At 74.0% G+C, this 14,375-nt stretch carries 11 protein-coding genes; 3 read left to right on the forward strand and 8 right to left on the reverse strand.

Going from position 1 to position 14,375, the window contains the following annotated elements:
* Nucleotides 1-111: 111 nt before the first annotated feature.
* Nucleotides 112-1,497 (reverse strand): PLP-dependent aminotransferase family protein, encoded by a 1,386-nt coding sequence (locus ACF07S_RS02635; protein ID WP_391961686.1) that lies wholly within the window; start codon nt 1,495-1,497, stop codon nt 112-114.
* Nucleotides 1,498-1,543: 46 nt separating this feature from the next.
* Here ACF07S_RS02635 and ACF07S_RS02640 point away from each other — a divergent pair, with 46 nt between their 5' ends.
* Nucleotides 1,544-2,080, forward strand: coding sequence for a carboxymuconolactone decarboxylase family protein (locus tag ACF07S_RS02640; RefSeq protein WP_391973256.1), 537 nt, complete (start codon nt 1,544-1,546; stop codon nt 2,078-2,080).
* A gap of 88 nt (nt 2,081-2,168) precedes the next feature.
* Complete coding sequence (locus tag ACF07S_RS02645) at nt 2,169-2,891, forward strand: isocitrate lyase/phosphoenolpyruvate mutase family protein (RefSeq protein WP_391973331.1); 723 nt, start codon at nt 2,169-2,171, stop codon at nt 2,889-2,891.
* Between the two features lie 3 nt (nt 2,892-2,894).
* On the opposite strand, the gene ACF07S_RS02650 is transcribed toward ACF07S_RS02645, so the two are convergent.
* The 5 genes from ACF07S_RS02650 to ACF07S_RS02670 all read right to left on the reverse strand — a co-directional run bounded on the left by ACF07S_RS02650 (nt 2,895) and on the right by ACF07S_RS02670 (nt 10,202).
* On the reverse strand, nt 2,895-3,851 hold the full coding sequence (locus ACF07S_RS02650; protein ID WP_391973257.1) for an ABC transporter substrate-binding protein: 957 nt from the start codon (nt 3,849-3,851) through the stop codon (nt 2,895-2,897).
* A 1-nt stretch (nt 3,852) separates the two neighbouring features.
* Nucleotides 3,853-5,805: an ABC transporter permease gene (locus ACF07S_RS02655; RefSeq protein WP_391973258.1), complete on the reverse strand. Its 1,953-nt coding sequence runs from the start codon at nt 5,803-5,805 to the stop codon at nt 3,853-3,855.
* Nucleotides 5,802-7,013, reverse strand: coding sequence for a glycine betaine/L-proline ABC transporter ATP-binding protein (locus ACF07S_RS02660; RefSeq protein WP_391973259.1), 1,212 nt, complete (start codon nt 7,011-7,013; stop codon nt 5,802-5,804). The genes ACF07S_RS02655 and ACF07S_RS02660 overlap by 4 nt, the downstream gene beginning before the upstream one ends.
* A complete protein-coding gene (locus tag ACF07S_RS02665) occupies nt 7,013-8,554 on the reverse strand; it encodes a GMC family oxidoreductase (RefSeq protein ID WP_391961691.1) in 1,542 nt (513 codons plus the stop codon). The genes ACF07S_RS02660 and ACF07S_RS02665 overlap by 1 nt, the downstream gene beginning before the upstream one ends.
* A gap of 127 nt (nt 8,555-8,681) precedes the next feature.
* Nucleotides 8,682-10,202: an aldehyde dehydrogenase family protein gene (locus ACF07S_RS02670; RefSeq protein WP_391961692.1), complete on the reverse strand. Its 1,521-nt coding sequence runs from the start codon at nt 10,200-10,202 to the stop codon at nt 8,682-8,684.
* A gap of 244 nt (nt 10,203-10,446) precedes the next feature.
* On the opposite strand from ACF07S_RS02670, the gene ACF07S_RS02675 reads away from it, so the two are divergent.
* On the forward strand, nt 10,447-11,349 hold the full coding sequence (locus ACF07S_RS02675; protein WP_391973260.1) for a GNAT family N-acetyltransferase: 903 nt from the start codon (nt 10,447-10,449) through the stop codon (nt 11,347-11,349).
* Nucleotides 11,350-11,410: 61 nt separating this feature from the next.
* Here the strand turns inward: ACF07S_RS02675 and ACF07S_RS02680 are convergent, their stop codons facing one another.
* The gene (locus tag ACF07S_RS02680; RefSeq protein WP_391961694.1) at nt 11,411-12,400 is read right to left on the reverse strand and encodes a malate dehydrogenase; all 990 of its coding nucleotides are present in this window, start codon (nt 12,398-12,400) and stop codon (nt 11,411-11,413) included.
* A 527-nt stretch (nt 12,401-12,927) separates the two neighbouring features.
* Nucleotides 12,928-14,070: a DUF2690 domain-containing protein gene (locus tag ACF07S_RS02685; RefSeq protein ID WP_391961695.1), complete on the reverse strand. Its 1,143-nt coding sequence runs from the start codon at nt 14,068-14,070 to the stop codon at nt 12,928-12,930.
* Nucleotides 14,071-14,375 lie beyond the last annotated feature (305 nt).

Here is a 14,375-nt window from a genome sequence, read left to right on the forward strand (position 1 = left end):
CGCGGCGGACAGCCTAGAGACCGGCCGGACGGCGTGTGCGGGAACCCCCCGCCGAGGGCGCCCCGCCGCCGTCCATTTGCGCCCCTTGGCGCGGTATGCCGACTTGGCGCCTCACGGAAGCGCCTTGCACAGGGCCTCCAGGGTGCTCGCCCAGGCGTGGTCCGGTGGGGTCGCGTAGCCGACGACCAGGGCGTCCGCGGGGGCGGCCTCGGCGGCGGGGTGCCGGAAGCGGGACAGGCCGTGCACGGCGAGGCCCTGCCAGGCCGCGGCCTGGACCACGGACCGCTCGGTGCCGGGCGGGAGCCGCAGGACGGCGTGCAGACCCGCCGCGATGCCGGTGACCCGCACCTCGGGCGCCCGGACGGCGAGGGCCCCGACCAGCGCGTCGCGACGGCGCCGGTAGCGCAGCCGGGCGGCGCGGACGTGGCGGTCGTAGGCGCCGGAGGTGAGGAACTCGGCCAGGGTGAGCTGTTCGAGGACGCCGACGGAGCGGCCGGCGCCCTGGGCGACGACCTCCGGCAGCAGGGGCTCCGGCAGGACCATCCAGCCCAGGCGGAGTCCCGGGGCGAGGGACTTGCTGGCCGTGCCGAGGTAGACCACGTGGTCCGGGTCGAGGTCCTGGAGCGCGCCGACGGGCTGGCGGTCGTAGCGGAACTCGCCGTCGTAGTCGTCCTCCAGGATCAGTCCGCCGGTGCGGCGCGCCCAGTCGACCGCCTCGGCGCGGCGTCCGGGGACCAGGGCGCCGCCCAGCGGGAACTGGTGCGCCGGGTTGAGCAGCACCGCGCCGGCGTCGCCGGCGTCCCGGGTGCGCGGGCCCGCGTCGTCGACGGGGAGCGGGACGGTGCGCAGTCCGGTGCGCTCGATCAGGTCCCAGTGGACGTCCAGGCCGTAGGGCTCCACGGCCAGCGTCCGGGCGCCGCGGGCGCGCAGGGCCGTGCAGAGCAGGCGCAGGCCCTCCGCGAACCCGGCGCACACGACGAGGCGTCCGGGATCGGCGCGCACGCCCCGCACCCGGGCGAGGTAGGCCGCGAGCGCCGTGCGCAGTTCGGGCCGGCCGCGTGGATCGCCGTAGCCGAGCGCGTCGTTGGGGGCGGCGGTCAGGGCGCGGCGGGCGGCCTTGAGCCATGCGGCGCGCGGGAAGGAGGCGAGGTCGGGGGTGCCGGGGACGAGGTCGTACGGCAGCCGGCCGGGGGCGCGCGACGGCGCTGCGGGCCGGGCCGGCGGCGGTGACACGGCGCGGTCGGCGACCCGGGTGCCGGAACCCTGGCGTGCGGTGAGCCTGCCCTCGGCGACCAGGTCGGCGTAGGCGTCGGCGACGGTGTTGCGGGCGATGCCCAGGTCGGCGGCGAGGGAGCGGGAGGAGGGCAGCCGGGTCCCCGGGGCGAGCCGGCCGGTGCGGACGGCCTCGCGCAGGGCGTCGGTCAGGCCGCGGCGCAGGCCGGCACCGGTCGGTTCCAGGTGCAGGTCGATGCCGAAAGTGGCCCAGCGTTCCGCCATGGAAGTGGACCATACCCCTGGGTCGCCCGGTCCCTAGGGTCGAGGCATGACGAACATCCACACGACGAACAGCGACACGACGACCGCAGACAGGACGGCCACGACCCCGTACGCCGCCGAGCCGCCCGTCCGCCTGGAGTGGGCCGAGCACGCCCCCGAGGTCTACAAGGCGATGGTCCGGCTGGACGCCGCCGCCCGTAAGGGCCTCGACCCGAGGCTGCTGGAACTGGTGAAGATCCGCGCCTCCCAGCTCAACCACTGCGCGTTCTGCCTGGACATGCACACCAAGGACGCGCTCGCGGCGGGCGAGAGCGTCGAGCGGATCATCCAGCTCGGCGCCTGGGAGGAGTCGCGGCACTTCTACACGGAGAGGGAGCTGGCGGCGGTCGAGCTGACGGAGGCCGTGACGGTGCTGACCGACGGCTTCGTGCCCGACGAGGTGTACGAGCGGGCCGCCGAGCACTTCGGGCAGGCGGAGCTGGCGCAGCTGATCGCCGCGATCACGGTGATCAACGCGTGGAACCGGTTCGGCGTGACCTGCCGGAAGACCCCGGGCCACTACCGGCCGGGACAGCACGCGTGACGGCTCGTACGATCCCCCTCGACGCCGGCGTCCGCACCGCCCCGCGGGAGACGGCCGGCCGGCGGGTTCCTCCGGGGAGCACCGCGTGGTGAACGGGACCGAGACCTTCCGCGCCCTGCACCGTCACCGTGCCCCCGGCGATCCCCTGGTCCTGCCCGGCCCCTGGGACGCGGCGAGCGCCCGGGTGTTCGCCGAGGCCGGGTTCCCGGCGCTCGCGACGCCCAGCGCCGGGGTCGCCGCCTCCCTCGGCCATGAGGACGGGCGGACCCCCGCGGACGAGATGTTCGCGGCGGTCGCGCGGATCACCCGCGCGGTGGACGTGCCGGTGTCGGCGGACATCGAGGGAGGGTACGGGCTGGCGCCCGAGGAACTGGTGGAGCGGCTGCTGGAGGCGGGCGCCGTGGGCTGCAACCTGGAGGACTCCGAGGGCGGGGTGCTCCAGGACCCGCACCGGCACGCCGACCGGCTGGCCGGGGTGCGGGCGGCGGCCGGGGACCGGCTGTTCCTCAACGCCCGGATCGACACCTTCGTCAGGGGGGTCACCGATCCCGAACGGGCCATCGAGCGCGCCGCGTTGTACGTGGCCGCGGGCGCCGACTGCGTGTATCCGATCGGCGCCCCGGCCGGCGTACTGCCGTTGCTGCGCTCGGGGATACAGGGGCCGCTGAACGTGAACGCGCTGCCCGGGGAGGGCCCCTCGCCCGCCGAGCTGGGCGGACTCGGGGCCACCCGGGTCACGTTCGGGCCGGGTCTCCAACGGCGCGCCACGCGGGCACTGCGGGAGATCGCGGCGGGGCTGCTGACGAAGTGAACGTCAGGGCAGCCACTTCCTCCAGACGGACTCGTGGCCGTCCACCCACTTCTTCGCCGCCTCCCCGGGCGGGAGCTTCTGCTCGGCGATCATCAGGGAGACCTCGTTCTGGTCCTCGGTGGTCCACCGGAACTTCTTCAGGAAGTCCGCCGCGTCGCCGCCCTTCCTCGCGAAGTCCGCGTTGAGGTACTTCTGCAACGGCGTGACCGGGTAGGCGCAGGCGACCTTCGCCGGGTCGGCGTCGCAGCCCTCCTCGTACGCGGGCAGCTTCACCTCGGTCATGGGCACCTTCTCGAACAGCCACTGGGGCGTGTACCAGTAGGTGAGGAAGGGCTTCCGCTCCTCGGCGAACTGCTCGATCTGGGTGATCTGCGCGGCCTCGGAACCGGCGAACACCACCCGGTAGTCCAGCTTCAGGTTCTTCACCAGCGCCTCGTCGTTGGTGACGTAGGAGGGGGAGCCGTCCATCAGCTGGCCCTTGCCGCCGCTCTCCGGGGTGCGGAACCGCTCGGCGTACTTGTCGAGGTTCTTCCAGTCGGTGACGTCGGGGTGCCGCTTCGCGAAGTACGTGGGGACGAACCAGCCGATGTGTCCGGTGACGCCGAGGTCGCCGCCGGGCGCGATCGTCTTCTTCTCCCCGACGTAGCGCTGCTCCTGCTCGGGGTGGCCCCAGTCCTCCAGGATGGCGTCGACCCGGCCCTGGCTGAGCGCGTCCCAGGCGGGCACCTCGTCGACCTGGACGGTGTCGACGCGGTAGCCGAGTTCGCGCTCCAGCAGGTACCGGGCGACGGCCACGTTGGCCTGCGCGCCCACCCAGGACTGCACGGACAGGGTGACCGTGCGGGCGCCCCGGGCGTTCGCGAAGGGGGACGTCTGCCGGGTCATGTCGGCGGCGCCGCAGCCGGTGAGCAGCACGAGCGCGGAGACACCCGCCATCATGGTCGTCGTACGGCGTCGCATGTCACGCTCCCTTCGTCGCGGGGCGTTCGGCCGGCTGGGTCACCCGGTCGAGCATCAGGCCCAGGCAGACGATCGCGGCCCCGGCCACCAGACCGGTCGCCAGATCGCCCTGGGCGAGGCCGAAGACGACGTCGTAGCCGAGGGCGCCGCCGCCGACCAGGCCGCCGATGACGACGACGGCGAGGACCAGCACCACGCCCTGGTTGACGGCGAGCAGCAGGGCCGGGCGGGCCAGCGGGAGCTGGACCTGGCGCAGTTGCTGGCCGCCGGTCGCGCCGAGGGAGCGGGCGGACTCCAGGGCGGCCGGGTCGACCTGGCGCAGGCCCTGGGCGGTGATGCGGACGACGGCCGGGAGGGCGTAGACGATCGCGGCGGCGACGGCCGGGGCGCGGCCGACGCCGAACAGGGCGACGACCGGGATCAGGTACACGAACTGCGGCATTGTCTGGAACACGTCCAGGACGGGGCGCAGCAGCCGTTCGAAGCGGTCGCTGCGGGCTGCCGCGATCCCGGTCGCGAAGCCGATGACGAGGGTGACGGCGACGGCCGCGAGGACCTGCGCGAGGGTGTCCAGGGACGGCTTCCACACGCCGAGCACCCCGGTCGCGGCCATGGCGAGGACGGCGGTGAGCGCGGTGCGCCAGGTGCCGATCAGCCAGGCCGGGAGGGCGACGATCAGGAGCACCGCCCACCAGGGGAGCCACTGCAGGCCGTCCCGGAGCGGGTCGAGCACCCAGGCGGTGAAGTGGCCCGCCCAGTCGGCGGTGCCGCCGACGACGGGGACGCCCGAGTACAGGTGGGCGGTCATCCAGTCGACGGCGCGGTTGACCGGCCCGGCGATGCCGACGACCCATCCGCCGGGCCACTCCGGGCGGCCCGCGAGGCGTCCGGCGACCGCGACGGCCACGGCGGCGACGAGGGCGTACGCCCACAACGCGCGGGCGTTCGGCGCGGGCGCCCGCCCGAGCCGCGCGCCGGCCGCGCCGGTCACCCGGTCCAGGACGACGGCGAGCAGCACGATGGGGATGCCGGCGGCGAGCGCGGCACCCACGTCGACCGAGGCCAGCGCCTGGTAGACGCGGTCACCGAGACCGCCGGCGCCGATCACCGAGGCGATGACGGCCATGGACAGCGCCATCATGATCGTCTGGTTGAGGCCGAGGAGCAGTTCCCTGCGGGCCAGCGGGACACGGGCGGTCAGCAGGCGCTGGCGGGCGGTGGCCCCGAGCGACTCGACCGCCTCCAGCACCTCCTTGTCGGCGCCGCGCAGTCCGAGCGCGGTGAGGCGGGCCATGGGCGGGGCGGCGTAGACGACGGTGGCCAGGACGGCGGCGGGGACGCCGATGCCGAAGACCAGGACGACGGGCAGGAGGTAGGCGAAGGCGGGGAGCACCTGCATGGTGTCCAGGACCGGGCGCAGCACGCGGTTCATCCGGTCGGACAGTCCGGCGGCGAACCCGAGCAGGACGCCGACGGCGACGGACACGGCGACCGCGACGGCCATCAGGGCGAGCGTCTGCATGGTCGGCACCCACATGCCGAGCAGTCCGCAGGCGAGGAACGCGGCGGCGGTCCCGAGCGCGAGCCGGATGCCCGCGACCCGCCAGGCGACGAGCGCGGCGATCCCGGTCGCCCCCGCCCAGCCGACGGCGAGGAGGGCGAGGTAGACGGCGCGTACGGCGATGACGACGGCGTTGCTGACGTGGCCGAGGAAGTGGAGGAAGAGCGGGTGGCTGTCGCGGTTGTCGATGATCCAGTCGCCGGCCCTGCCGAGGGGTCCGGAGAGGTCGACGGTGAGGGCGGCGGGCCAGGTGCCGTTGGTCCAGCGGGTGGCGGCGAGGGGGACGAGGACCGCGGCGATCACGGCGAGTGCGAGGAGCTTGCGCACGGCCGGGCCGGTCCGTGTGCCCGGCGGGGCCGTCTTCCGGGCCGTTGCGGTGAGCGTCGCCGTCACACCCCCTCCTCGCCGGTGGTGGCGGTGGGGGATGTCGGCCCGCGGCGCCCGGCCGGTGCCCTCCCCGCTCCCGGCTCCGCTCCGGCGGGCACACCCCCTTCAGCGGCACGGGCGGGCGCGGCGAGGCGGGGTGCGGCGGCCACGCCGCCTGCCACCACGTCCAGCAGGACGTCCGAGTCGACGACTCCCACGCAGCGGCCCCGGTCCAGGACGCGGGCCGAGGTGCCGGCGCGGGCCACCGCCTCGATGGCTTCCGACACCGTGGCGTCCGGGCGGATCGCCGGTCCCGTGCCGGCCTCGTCCGCGGAGGCGGCGGGGCGCATGACCGTGCGGACGGTCAGCACCTGCTCGCGCGGGACGTCGCGGACGAACGCGCGGACGTAGTCGTCGGCGGGCGAGCCCACGATGTCCTCGGGCGTGCCGAGCTGGACCACGCGGCCGTCGCGCATCAGGGCGATGCGGTCACCGAGCTTCAGGGCCTCCTGGAGGTCATGGGTGATGAAGACCATCGTGCGGCCCTCCTCGCGGTGCAGCCGGACCACCTCCTCCTGCATGTCGCGCCGGATGAGCGGGTCGAGCGCGCTGAACGGCTCGTCGAAGAGGAGCACCTCGGGGTCGACGGCCAGCGCGCGGGCCAGTCCGACGCGCTGGCGCTGGCCGCCCGACAGCTGGGCGGGCCTGCGCTGTTCCATGCCTTCCAGACCGACCTTGGCGACGACTTCGGCGGCCCGTTCCCGGCGCTCCGCCCGGCCCATGCCCTGGATCTCCAGGCCGTAGGCGACGTTGTCGAGGACGGTGCGGTGCGGCAGCAGGCCGAAGTGCTGGAAGACCATGGCGGCGCGGTGTCTGCGCAGGGCGCGCAGCCGTGCCCGGTCCATGGCGCGGACGTCCTCGCCGTCGATGGCGATGGTGCCCGCGGTCGGCTCGACCAGCCGGGTCAGACAGCGCACCAGGGTGGACTTGCCGGAGCCGGACAGCCCCATGACGACGAAGACCTCGCCCTTGCGGACGTCGAAGGAGACGTCCCGGACGGCGGCCGTGCAGCCGGTGCGGGAGCGCAGCCTGGCCGGGTCGAGGGCGGCCAGCTCCGGGTCGCCGGGGATCCGGCCGGCCTTCGGGCCGAAGACCTTCCACAGCCCCCGGACGGAGAAGACGGGGGCGGCGGGGGCCCGGTCCGCGACGCCGGTGGACGGGGTGGCGGTGGTCATCACGCACCACCGCCGATCAGGTCGACGGCGCGTTCCCCGACCATCAGCACCGCGATCATCGGGTTGACGGCGGTCATGGCCGGGAAGACGGAGGCGTCCGCGATGCGGATGCCCTCCAGACCACGGATCCGCAACTCGGGGTCGACGACGGCCAGTTCGTCGTCCGCGGCACCCATCCGGCAGGTGCCCGCCGGATGGTAGACGGTGTGCGCGGCCTTGCGGGCGTACTCGCTCAGCTCCTCGTCGCCGGTGACGTCCGGGCCGGGGGCCACCTCGCGCTTCAGCCAGCCGGCCAGCGGTTCGGTCTTCGCGATCTCGCGGGCGATGCGGATGCCGTCGACGAGGGTGCGGGCGTCGTAGTCGTCCTCGTCGGTGAAGTAGCGGAAGTCGAGCGCCGGCTTCACGGACGGGTCGGCGCTGGTGAGGCCGAGGCGGCCGCGGCTCTTCGGCTTGGGGATGTTCGGGGTCATCGAGACGCCGAACTCCGGTCGCCGGTAGCCCAGTCGCTCCGGATTGTCGGTGAACGGGATCTGGTAGAAGTGGAACATCAGGTCCGGGCCCGCGTGTCCGGGGTCACGGCGCACGAACAGGCCGGCGTCGGAGTCCATCGCGGAGTTCTCCGGGATGGGTCCGTTCGTCTCCCAGACGATGACCGACTCGGGGTGGTCGAGCAGGTTCTCGCCGACGCCGGGCAGGTCGTGCGCCACGGGTATGCCCAGCGCCTCCAGGTCGGCCTTCGGGCCGATGCCGGAGTGCAGCAGCAGCCGGGGCGAGTCGACGGCGCCGGCGCACAGCACGACCTCGCTCCGGGCGCGGACGAGGATCTCCTCGCCGTCCTTGGTGCGCACGTGCACGCCCTCGGCCCGGGTGCCGTTCAGCTCCAGCCGGTACGCCCAGGTCTCCAGCATGATCGTCAGGTTGGGACGCTCGTCCATCACCGGGTGGAGATAGGCCACCGACGCCGACGAGCGCTTGTTGTCCTCCGGATGGTAGGCGAGGTCGAAGAAGCCGACGCCCTCGTCGAACGGCTCCCTGTTGAAGCCCTCCACGCGCGGCACGTCCAGCGCGGCCTGTGCGGCGTCGACGAAGTCGCGGGCGATGGCGTTGCGGTCCTTCTCGTCGACCGGGACGATGTTGTTCTCGAGGCGGGCGTAGTACGCCTCCATCCGCGCCGCGCCCCAGCCCTCGGCGCCGGCCCGCTCCCACTCGTCCCAGTCGGACGGCAGCGGCTTGAACGCGATGAGGGTGTTGTGGGAGGAGCAGCCGCCGAGGACGCGGGCGCGGCTGTGCCGGATGTGCGAATTGCCGCGCGGCTGCTCGGTGGTGGGGTAGTCGTAGTCGAGTTCGCCGCCGAGCAGGCCCATCCAGCGGCGCAGGGTCAGCACGTCGTCGCGGCCGACGTCGCTGGGGCCGCCCTCGATGACGGCGACGGTGACGTCCGGGTTCTCGGTCAGCCGGGAGGCGACGACGGAACCTGCGGTGCCGCCGCCTATGACGACGTAGTCGTATTCATGCGGGAGTTCGTGGGTGTGATCCGGCATCGGCGTGGTACTCCTCCGGGGATTCGGGACAGGTGGGCGGGTCGCGTGGCGACGTCGGGCCGGGGCGGGCGCGGACACCGTCCGGCGGGGAGCGGCGGTGTGCGGACACCGCCCGGCGGTCGGCGGCTCAGCCCGCGAACCAGCGCACCGGCTTCGGCGCCAGGTTCTGGTAGACGTGCTTGGTCTCGCGGTACTCGGCGAGACCGGCCGGGCCGAGTTCGCGGCCCACTCCGCTCTTGCCGAAGCCGCCCCACTCCGCCTGCGGGAGGTAGGGGTGGAAGTCGTTGATCCACACGGTGCCGTGGCGCAGCCGTCCGGCCACCCGGCGGGCGCGTCCCGCGTCGGCGGTCCATACGGCGCCGGCCAGCCCGTACTCGGTGTCGTTGGCGAGGGCGACGGCCTCGTCCTCGGTGCGGAAGGTCTCGACGGTCAGGACCGGTCCGAAGACCTCCTCGCGCACGACGCGCATCCCGCGGTGGCAGCGGTCCAGGACGGTCGGCTCGTAGAAGTAGCCGGTCCCGGGGCGGTCGGCGGACGGCTCGGGCCGCTTGCCGCCGGAGCGCAGCACCGCGCCCTCGGCAAGCGCGGACTCGACGTACGCCTCGACCTTCGCGCGCTGCTGTGCGGAGACCAGCGGACCGCACTCCACGCCGTCCGCGGTGCCCCGGCCGAGCCTGATCAGCTCGGCGCGGCGGGCGAGTTCGGCGACGAAGCGGTCCCGGACCGACTCCTGGACGATCAGCCGGGCGCCCGCCGAGCAGACCTGGCCGCTGTGGATGAAGGCGGCGTTGAGGGCCTGGTCGACGGCCGTGTCGAAGCCCTCGTCGGTGGCGCAGGCGTCGGCGAAGACGACGTTGGGGTTCTTGCCGCCGAGTTCGAGGGCGACCTTCTTCACGCCCGGGGCGGCGGCCTGGGCGACCTTGGTGCCGCTGGCCAGGCCGCCGGTGAAGGAGACCAGGTCGACGTCGGGGTGCCCGGCGAGCCGGGCGCCGACGGTGTGGCCGGGCCCGGTGACGATGTTGGCGGTCCCGGAGGGCAGTCCGGCCTCGGTCAGCAGACCGATGAGGGCGACGGTGGTCATGGGGGTGATCTCGCTGGGCTTGATCACGAAGGTGTTGCCCGCCGCGAGGGCCGGGGCGATCTTCCAGCTGGCCTGGAGCAGCGGGTAGTTCCAGGGCGTGATCAGCGCGCAGACGCCGACCGGCTCGTGCACCACGACGCTGTGGATGTGGGGGGAACCGGCGTCGACGACGCGTCCGGGTGCCTCGGCGGCGACCAGGCCGGCGAAGTAGCGGAAGGCGTCGGCGACGCAGTCGATGTCGACGCGCCCCTCCTCGACGGTCTTGCCCGCGTCCCGGCTCTCCAGCAGGCCGAGCCGTTCCCGGTCCCGTACGAGCAGGTCGGCGACGCGGTGCAGCAGGGCGGCCCGCTCGGCGACGGGGGTGTGCGGCCACGGACCGTCGTCGAAGGCGCGCCGGGCGGCCGCCACCGCGAGGTCGGCGTCCCTCTCGTCGCCCTCGGCGACCACGGCGAACGGCAGGGCGTCCGCGGGGTCGACGATCTCGCGCGTGGCCCCCGAGAGGGCCGCACGCCACTCGCCCCCCGCGTGGATGGTGTCGCGTGCCTGGAGCTCCGTACGGTCCGCCATGATCGGTTACTGCCTTCCGTTCCTGTTCGGCGCCCGTGGGTCACACGGGTGGCACCCACGGGACCGGGTGCGCCTGCCCTTCGTCCCCGGATGCATGCGTGATCCATGGTCGAAAGTGCGCTGGGTCACGGAACTTGAGGGCGAAAGGGAGAAATGGCTTGCGTTCCGCGGCACGGAAAGCGCTGTCGGCGTGGACCGGCGGGCCTCTGGCCACCCCGCACTTCTTTGACTAAAGTCAAAGAACATGGAGACGGTGCCAGGGGATCAGGTGGCGGACTTCCGCCGGTTCAATCGCTGCTACACGCGCCGGATCGGCGTGCTCGACGACCGCTACCTCGGTCAGGACCGGCCGCTCGGCGAGGCCCGGCTGCTGTTCGAGATCGCGGAGCGCGACGGCCCCGACGGGGTCTCCCTGCGCGAGCTGCGGAGCCGGCTCGGCCTGGACGCCGGGTATCTGAGCCGGATGACGAAGACGCTCGAGCGGCAGGGCATGGTCCGGCTGGACGTGCACCCGGGGGACAACCGGCTGCGCACGGTCCGGCTGACCCCGGCCGGGCGCGTGGAGGTCACCGAGCAGAACCGCCGGGCCGACTCGCTCGCCGCCGGAGTGCTGGGGGGCCTGGACGCGGAGCAGCGGGCGCGGCTCACCGGGGCGCTGGCCACCGCCGGGCGCCTGCTGCGGCTGGCGGCGATCACCGTCGAGCGCGTCGACGGCCACGCCCCGGACGCCCGCGCCTGCCTCGACGCCTACGCCGGCGACCTGGACGTCCGCTTCCCCGAGGGCTTCGACCGGACGGACCTGGTGAGGCCGGAGGAGGTGTCGGGGGACGCGGGGGCGTTCTTCGTCGCCTACGAGGAGGGCCGTCCGGTGGGCTGCGGGGCGCTGCGGCGGCAGGCGGCCGGGATCGGCGAGATCCGGCACGTGTGGGTCCACGCCGGCGCCCGGCGGCTCGGACTGGCGCGCCGCATCCTCGACGCGCTGGAGGCGGAGGCGCTGCGCCGCGACTGGACCGTCGTACGGCTCGACACGCACGCGGCGCTCACCGAGGCGCGGGCGCTGTACCGGGCGTGCGGCTACACCGAGATCCCGGCCTACGCCGACCACGTCTACGCCGACCACTGGTTCGAGAAGCGCCTGGCCGGCTGAACACGACGGGCCCCGCACCGGCCGGAGCCGGTGCGGGGCCCGGAATCCCGGGCGGGTCGGATCAGAGGAGACCGAGGCCGCGGACCGCCTCGCGCTCCTCCTCGAGCTCCTTGACGGAGGCGTCGATGCGGGCGCGGGAGAACTCGTTGATCTCCAGGCCCTGGACGATCTCGTACGCGCCGTCCTTCACGGTGACCGGGAAGGAGGAGATCAGGCCCTCCGGGACGCCGTAGGAGCCGTCCGACGGGATGCCCATGGAGACCCAGTCGCCCTCGTCGGTGCCGTTGACCCAGCTGTACACGTGGTCGATGGCGGCGTTGGCGGCGGAGGCGGCCGACGAGGCGCCCCGGGCCTCGATGATGGCGGCGCCGCGCTTGGCGACGGTCGGGATGAAGTCCTCGGCCAGCCACTTCTCGTCGTTCACGACCTCGGCGGCGTTCTTGCCGGCGACGGTGGCGTGGAAGATGTCGGGGTACTGGGTGGCGGAGTGGTTGCCCCAGATCGTCAGCTTCCTGATCTCGGAGACCGGGACGCCGGTCTTCTTCGACAGCTGGGTCAGCGCGCGGTTGTGGTCCAGGCGGGTCATCGCGGTGAACCGCTCGGCGGGTACGTCCGGCGCGGCGGCCTGGGCGATCAGGGCGTTGGTGTTGGCCGGGTTGCCGACCACGAGGACCCGGATGTCGTCCGCGGCGTGGGCGTTGATGGCCTGGCCCTGGGGCTTGAAGATGCCGCCGTTGGCCTCGAGGAGGTCACCGCGCTCCATGCCCTTGGTGCGGGGGCGGGCGCCGACGAGGAGGGCGACGTTGGCGCCGTCGAAGGCCACGTTCGGGTCGTCCGTGATGTCGATGCCCTGGAGCAGCGGGAACGCGCAGTCGTCCAGCTCCATGGCCGTGCCCTCGGCGGCCTTGAGCGCCGGGGTGATCTCCAGCAGGCGCAGTTTGACCGGCACGTCCGCGCCGAGCAGCTGGCCGGAGGCGATGCGGAAGAGCAGGGCGTAACCGATCTGGCCGGCCGCGCCGGTGACGGTGACGTTCACGGGAGTGCGGGTCATGGCTTCTCCGTATGACAGCTGGCGGTGGGGCGGTCCCTGCCCCGGGTTGCGGGATCCCGCCGCGATGATCGATCAACGGTTTCGATGATCGATCTCTTGGCGTCAAGAGAGATCCAGCCGTCAGGCTATCGCGCATCGACGAGCGCGGACGGGCGGGCTCCCTGTGGCCCGCCCCACAGAGTGACGGTGCGGACACAGGGGTAACGGGGAGCCGCGCGAAAGTGCGGCCACCCCGTCCGGGAGAGGTGGAGACGGGGCGGCCGCCGCCGGGGACCGACCGTGCCGGGCTCCCGTGCGGATGTCCTCCGCGTGCCCGCCCCGCGCCGCCGCATGCGCGTCCCCACGCATCCCCCACATGTGCGCGTCCGATCGGGCTCATACAGGCGGGGCCGCGCCTCAGCGGCCGCCTGCTCCGCGCGGCCCCGCACCGTACGGCCCTGCTCCGTACGGCCCTGCCCCGTACGGCCCTGCTCCGTACGGCCCTGCTCCGTACGGCCCCGCACCGTACGGCCCTGCTCCGTGCGGCCCTACTCCGTGCAGCCCTTCTCGCCGGAGGCGGCCAGGACCGCGCAGGCCCTGACCTCGGTGCGACCGTCGGCCGGCACCATCGGGGTGTACGTGACCGTGTCGCCGGCCGCGGTGATGGTGTCGCTCTGCGTCGACGTGCCGGTGGTGATCTCGACCCGGTCCCCCTGCGCCGCCTGGGTGATACGCCCCCATGCCGCGCCGCAGGTCTCGCTGTAGCGGATCTCCACGGTCGCGGCCCCGACGGTCGCGGTGCGGGTCGTGGTCACGAGTTCGCCGCTGCACCCCATGACCTCCGCGTCCTTCCCGTCGCAGCCGTCACCGCTGCACTTCACGCCCGGCGGCAGTTTCGCCTCGGTGGTGGCGGTGGGCGACGGGGACGTCCGGGCCCCGTCGTTCCCGTCGTCCTGGGTCCCGGTGACGTAGAACGCGGCGGCGATCACCACCAGTGCCCCCACCGCTCCGACGACGAACCTCGACGTCCGCCGCCTGCCGCCGGAACCGCCCGAGCGGCCGTGGCCGGCCGGTTCCCGGGGCGGTGCGCCGTACTCCCCCCGCGCGGGCCCGCCCCCGGCGGGCGGAACGGCCCCGGTGCCGGTGCCGCGGCGGCCCGGCCGCGACGGCCCGGCGACCCCCCAGGGGTCCGTCCCGGGCGAGCCGCCCGGGACGCCGTCCTCCCGCACCCCGCCGGAGGCGTCGCGCACCTCCGAGGCGGTCGGCTGCGGGGGCACGCCCGGCCCGGCCCCGGCCGGCCCCGCGACACCCGGACGGACCGCGGCTCCGCCCTTGCGGGCCCTGCCGCCCGCGCCCGACGACGGCCCGGCGAGCTCGCTGAGCGCGGCGCGCGCCTGCGAGATCCGGATCGCCTCCATCGTCATGTCGTGACGCATCTCCGAGCGGCTCCAGGCACGTTCGGCGAGCTCCCACATGGTGGTGAGGTGCGTCGGGTTGGTGCCGGTGACCTCGGCCAGGGCCACGATCGCGCCCTTGGGCGCGAGCAGCCGGCCGTTCAGATAACGCTCCCAGGACGTCTTGCTGTAACCCGTGCGGTCGGAGACCGACGCGACGCTCAGGCCGCTGCGGTCCACGACCCGCCTGAGCTGGCTCGTGAACTCCCTGATCTGCGGATCGAGTTCATCCGGCAAGGCCTTCCAACGAGGCACTGCTTCCCCCTCTTCCCCCCGGTACGTGCTGGTTCTTCCCTCGCGCACGGCGCTCTCCGCCGAGTCCCCGTTCCCGCTACCCACAGGGATACCGCAGGGAAGGGTCCCAGTTCCCGGGGCGGGGGCGCACGGGTGCATCAGGCCGGTGGGCGCGCACCCCCGCACGCCTGCGATCTCGCGGTCCAGTGTCCCATCGGCCACCCCTCGGCCGAACGGCGCCCGGGACCGGTGAGCGGGACACCCCGGACCGTCCCGATTGTTCACACCGGCTCTGCGGTTATCCCACT

The organism is Streptomyces sp. NPDC016640, from assembly GCF_043076215.1.
In the GTDB taxonomy this organism is placed as follows: Bacteria; Actinomycetota; Actinomycetes; order Streptomycetales; family Streptomycetaceae; genus Streptomyces.

Bases quoted from the DNA above. Each gene is read 5' to 3' on its own strand.
- ACF07S_RS02635 (WP_391961686.1), bottom strand. From the start codon at position 1,497: ATGGCGGAACGCTGGGCCACTTTCGGCATCGACCTGCACCTGGAACCG.
- ACF07S_RS02640 (WP_391973256.1), top strand. From the start codon at position 1,544: ATGACGAACATCCACACGACGAACAGCGACACGACGACCGCAGACAGG.
- ACF07S_RS02650 (WP_391973257.1), bottom strand. From the start codon at position 3,851: ATGCGACGCCGTACGACGACCATGATGGCGGGTGTCTCCGCGCTCGTG.
- ACF07S_RS02660 (WP_391973259.1), bottom strand. From the start codon at position 7,013: ATGACCACCGCCACCCCGTCCACCGGCGTCGCGGACCGGGCCCCCGCC.
- ACF07S_RS02665 (WP_391961691.1), bottom strand. From the start codon at position 8,554: ATGCCGGATCACACCCACGAACTCCCGCATGAATACGACTACGTCGTC.
- ACF07S_RS02670 (WP_391961692.1), bottom strand. From the start codon at position 10,202: ATGGCGGACCGTACGGAGCTCCAGGCACGCGACACCATCCACGCGGGG.
- ACF07S_RS02675 (WP_391973260.1), top strand. From the start codon at position 10,447: ATGGAGACGGTGCCAGGGGATCAGGTGGCGGACTTCCGCCGGTTCAAT.
- ACF07S_RS02680 (WP_391961694.1), bottom strand. From the start codon at position 12,400: ATGACCCGCACTCCCGTGAACGTCACCGTCACCGGCGCGGCCGGCCAG.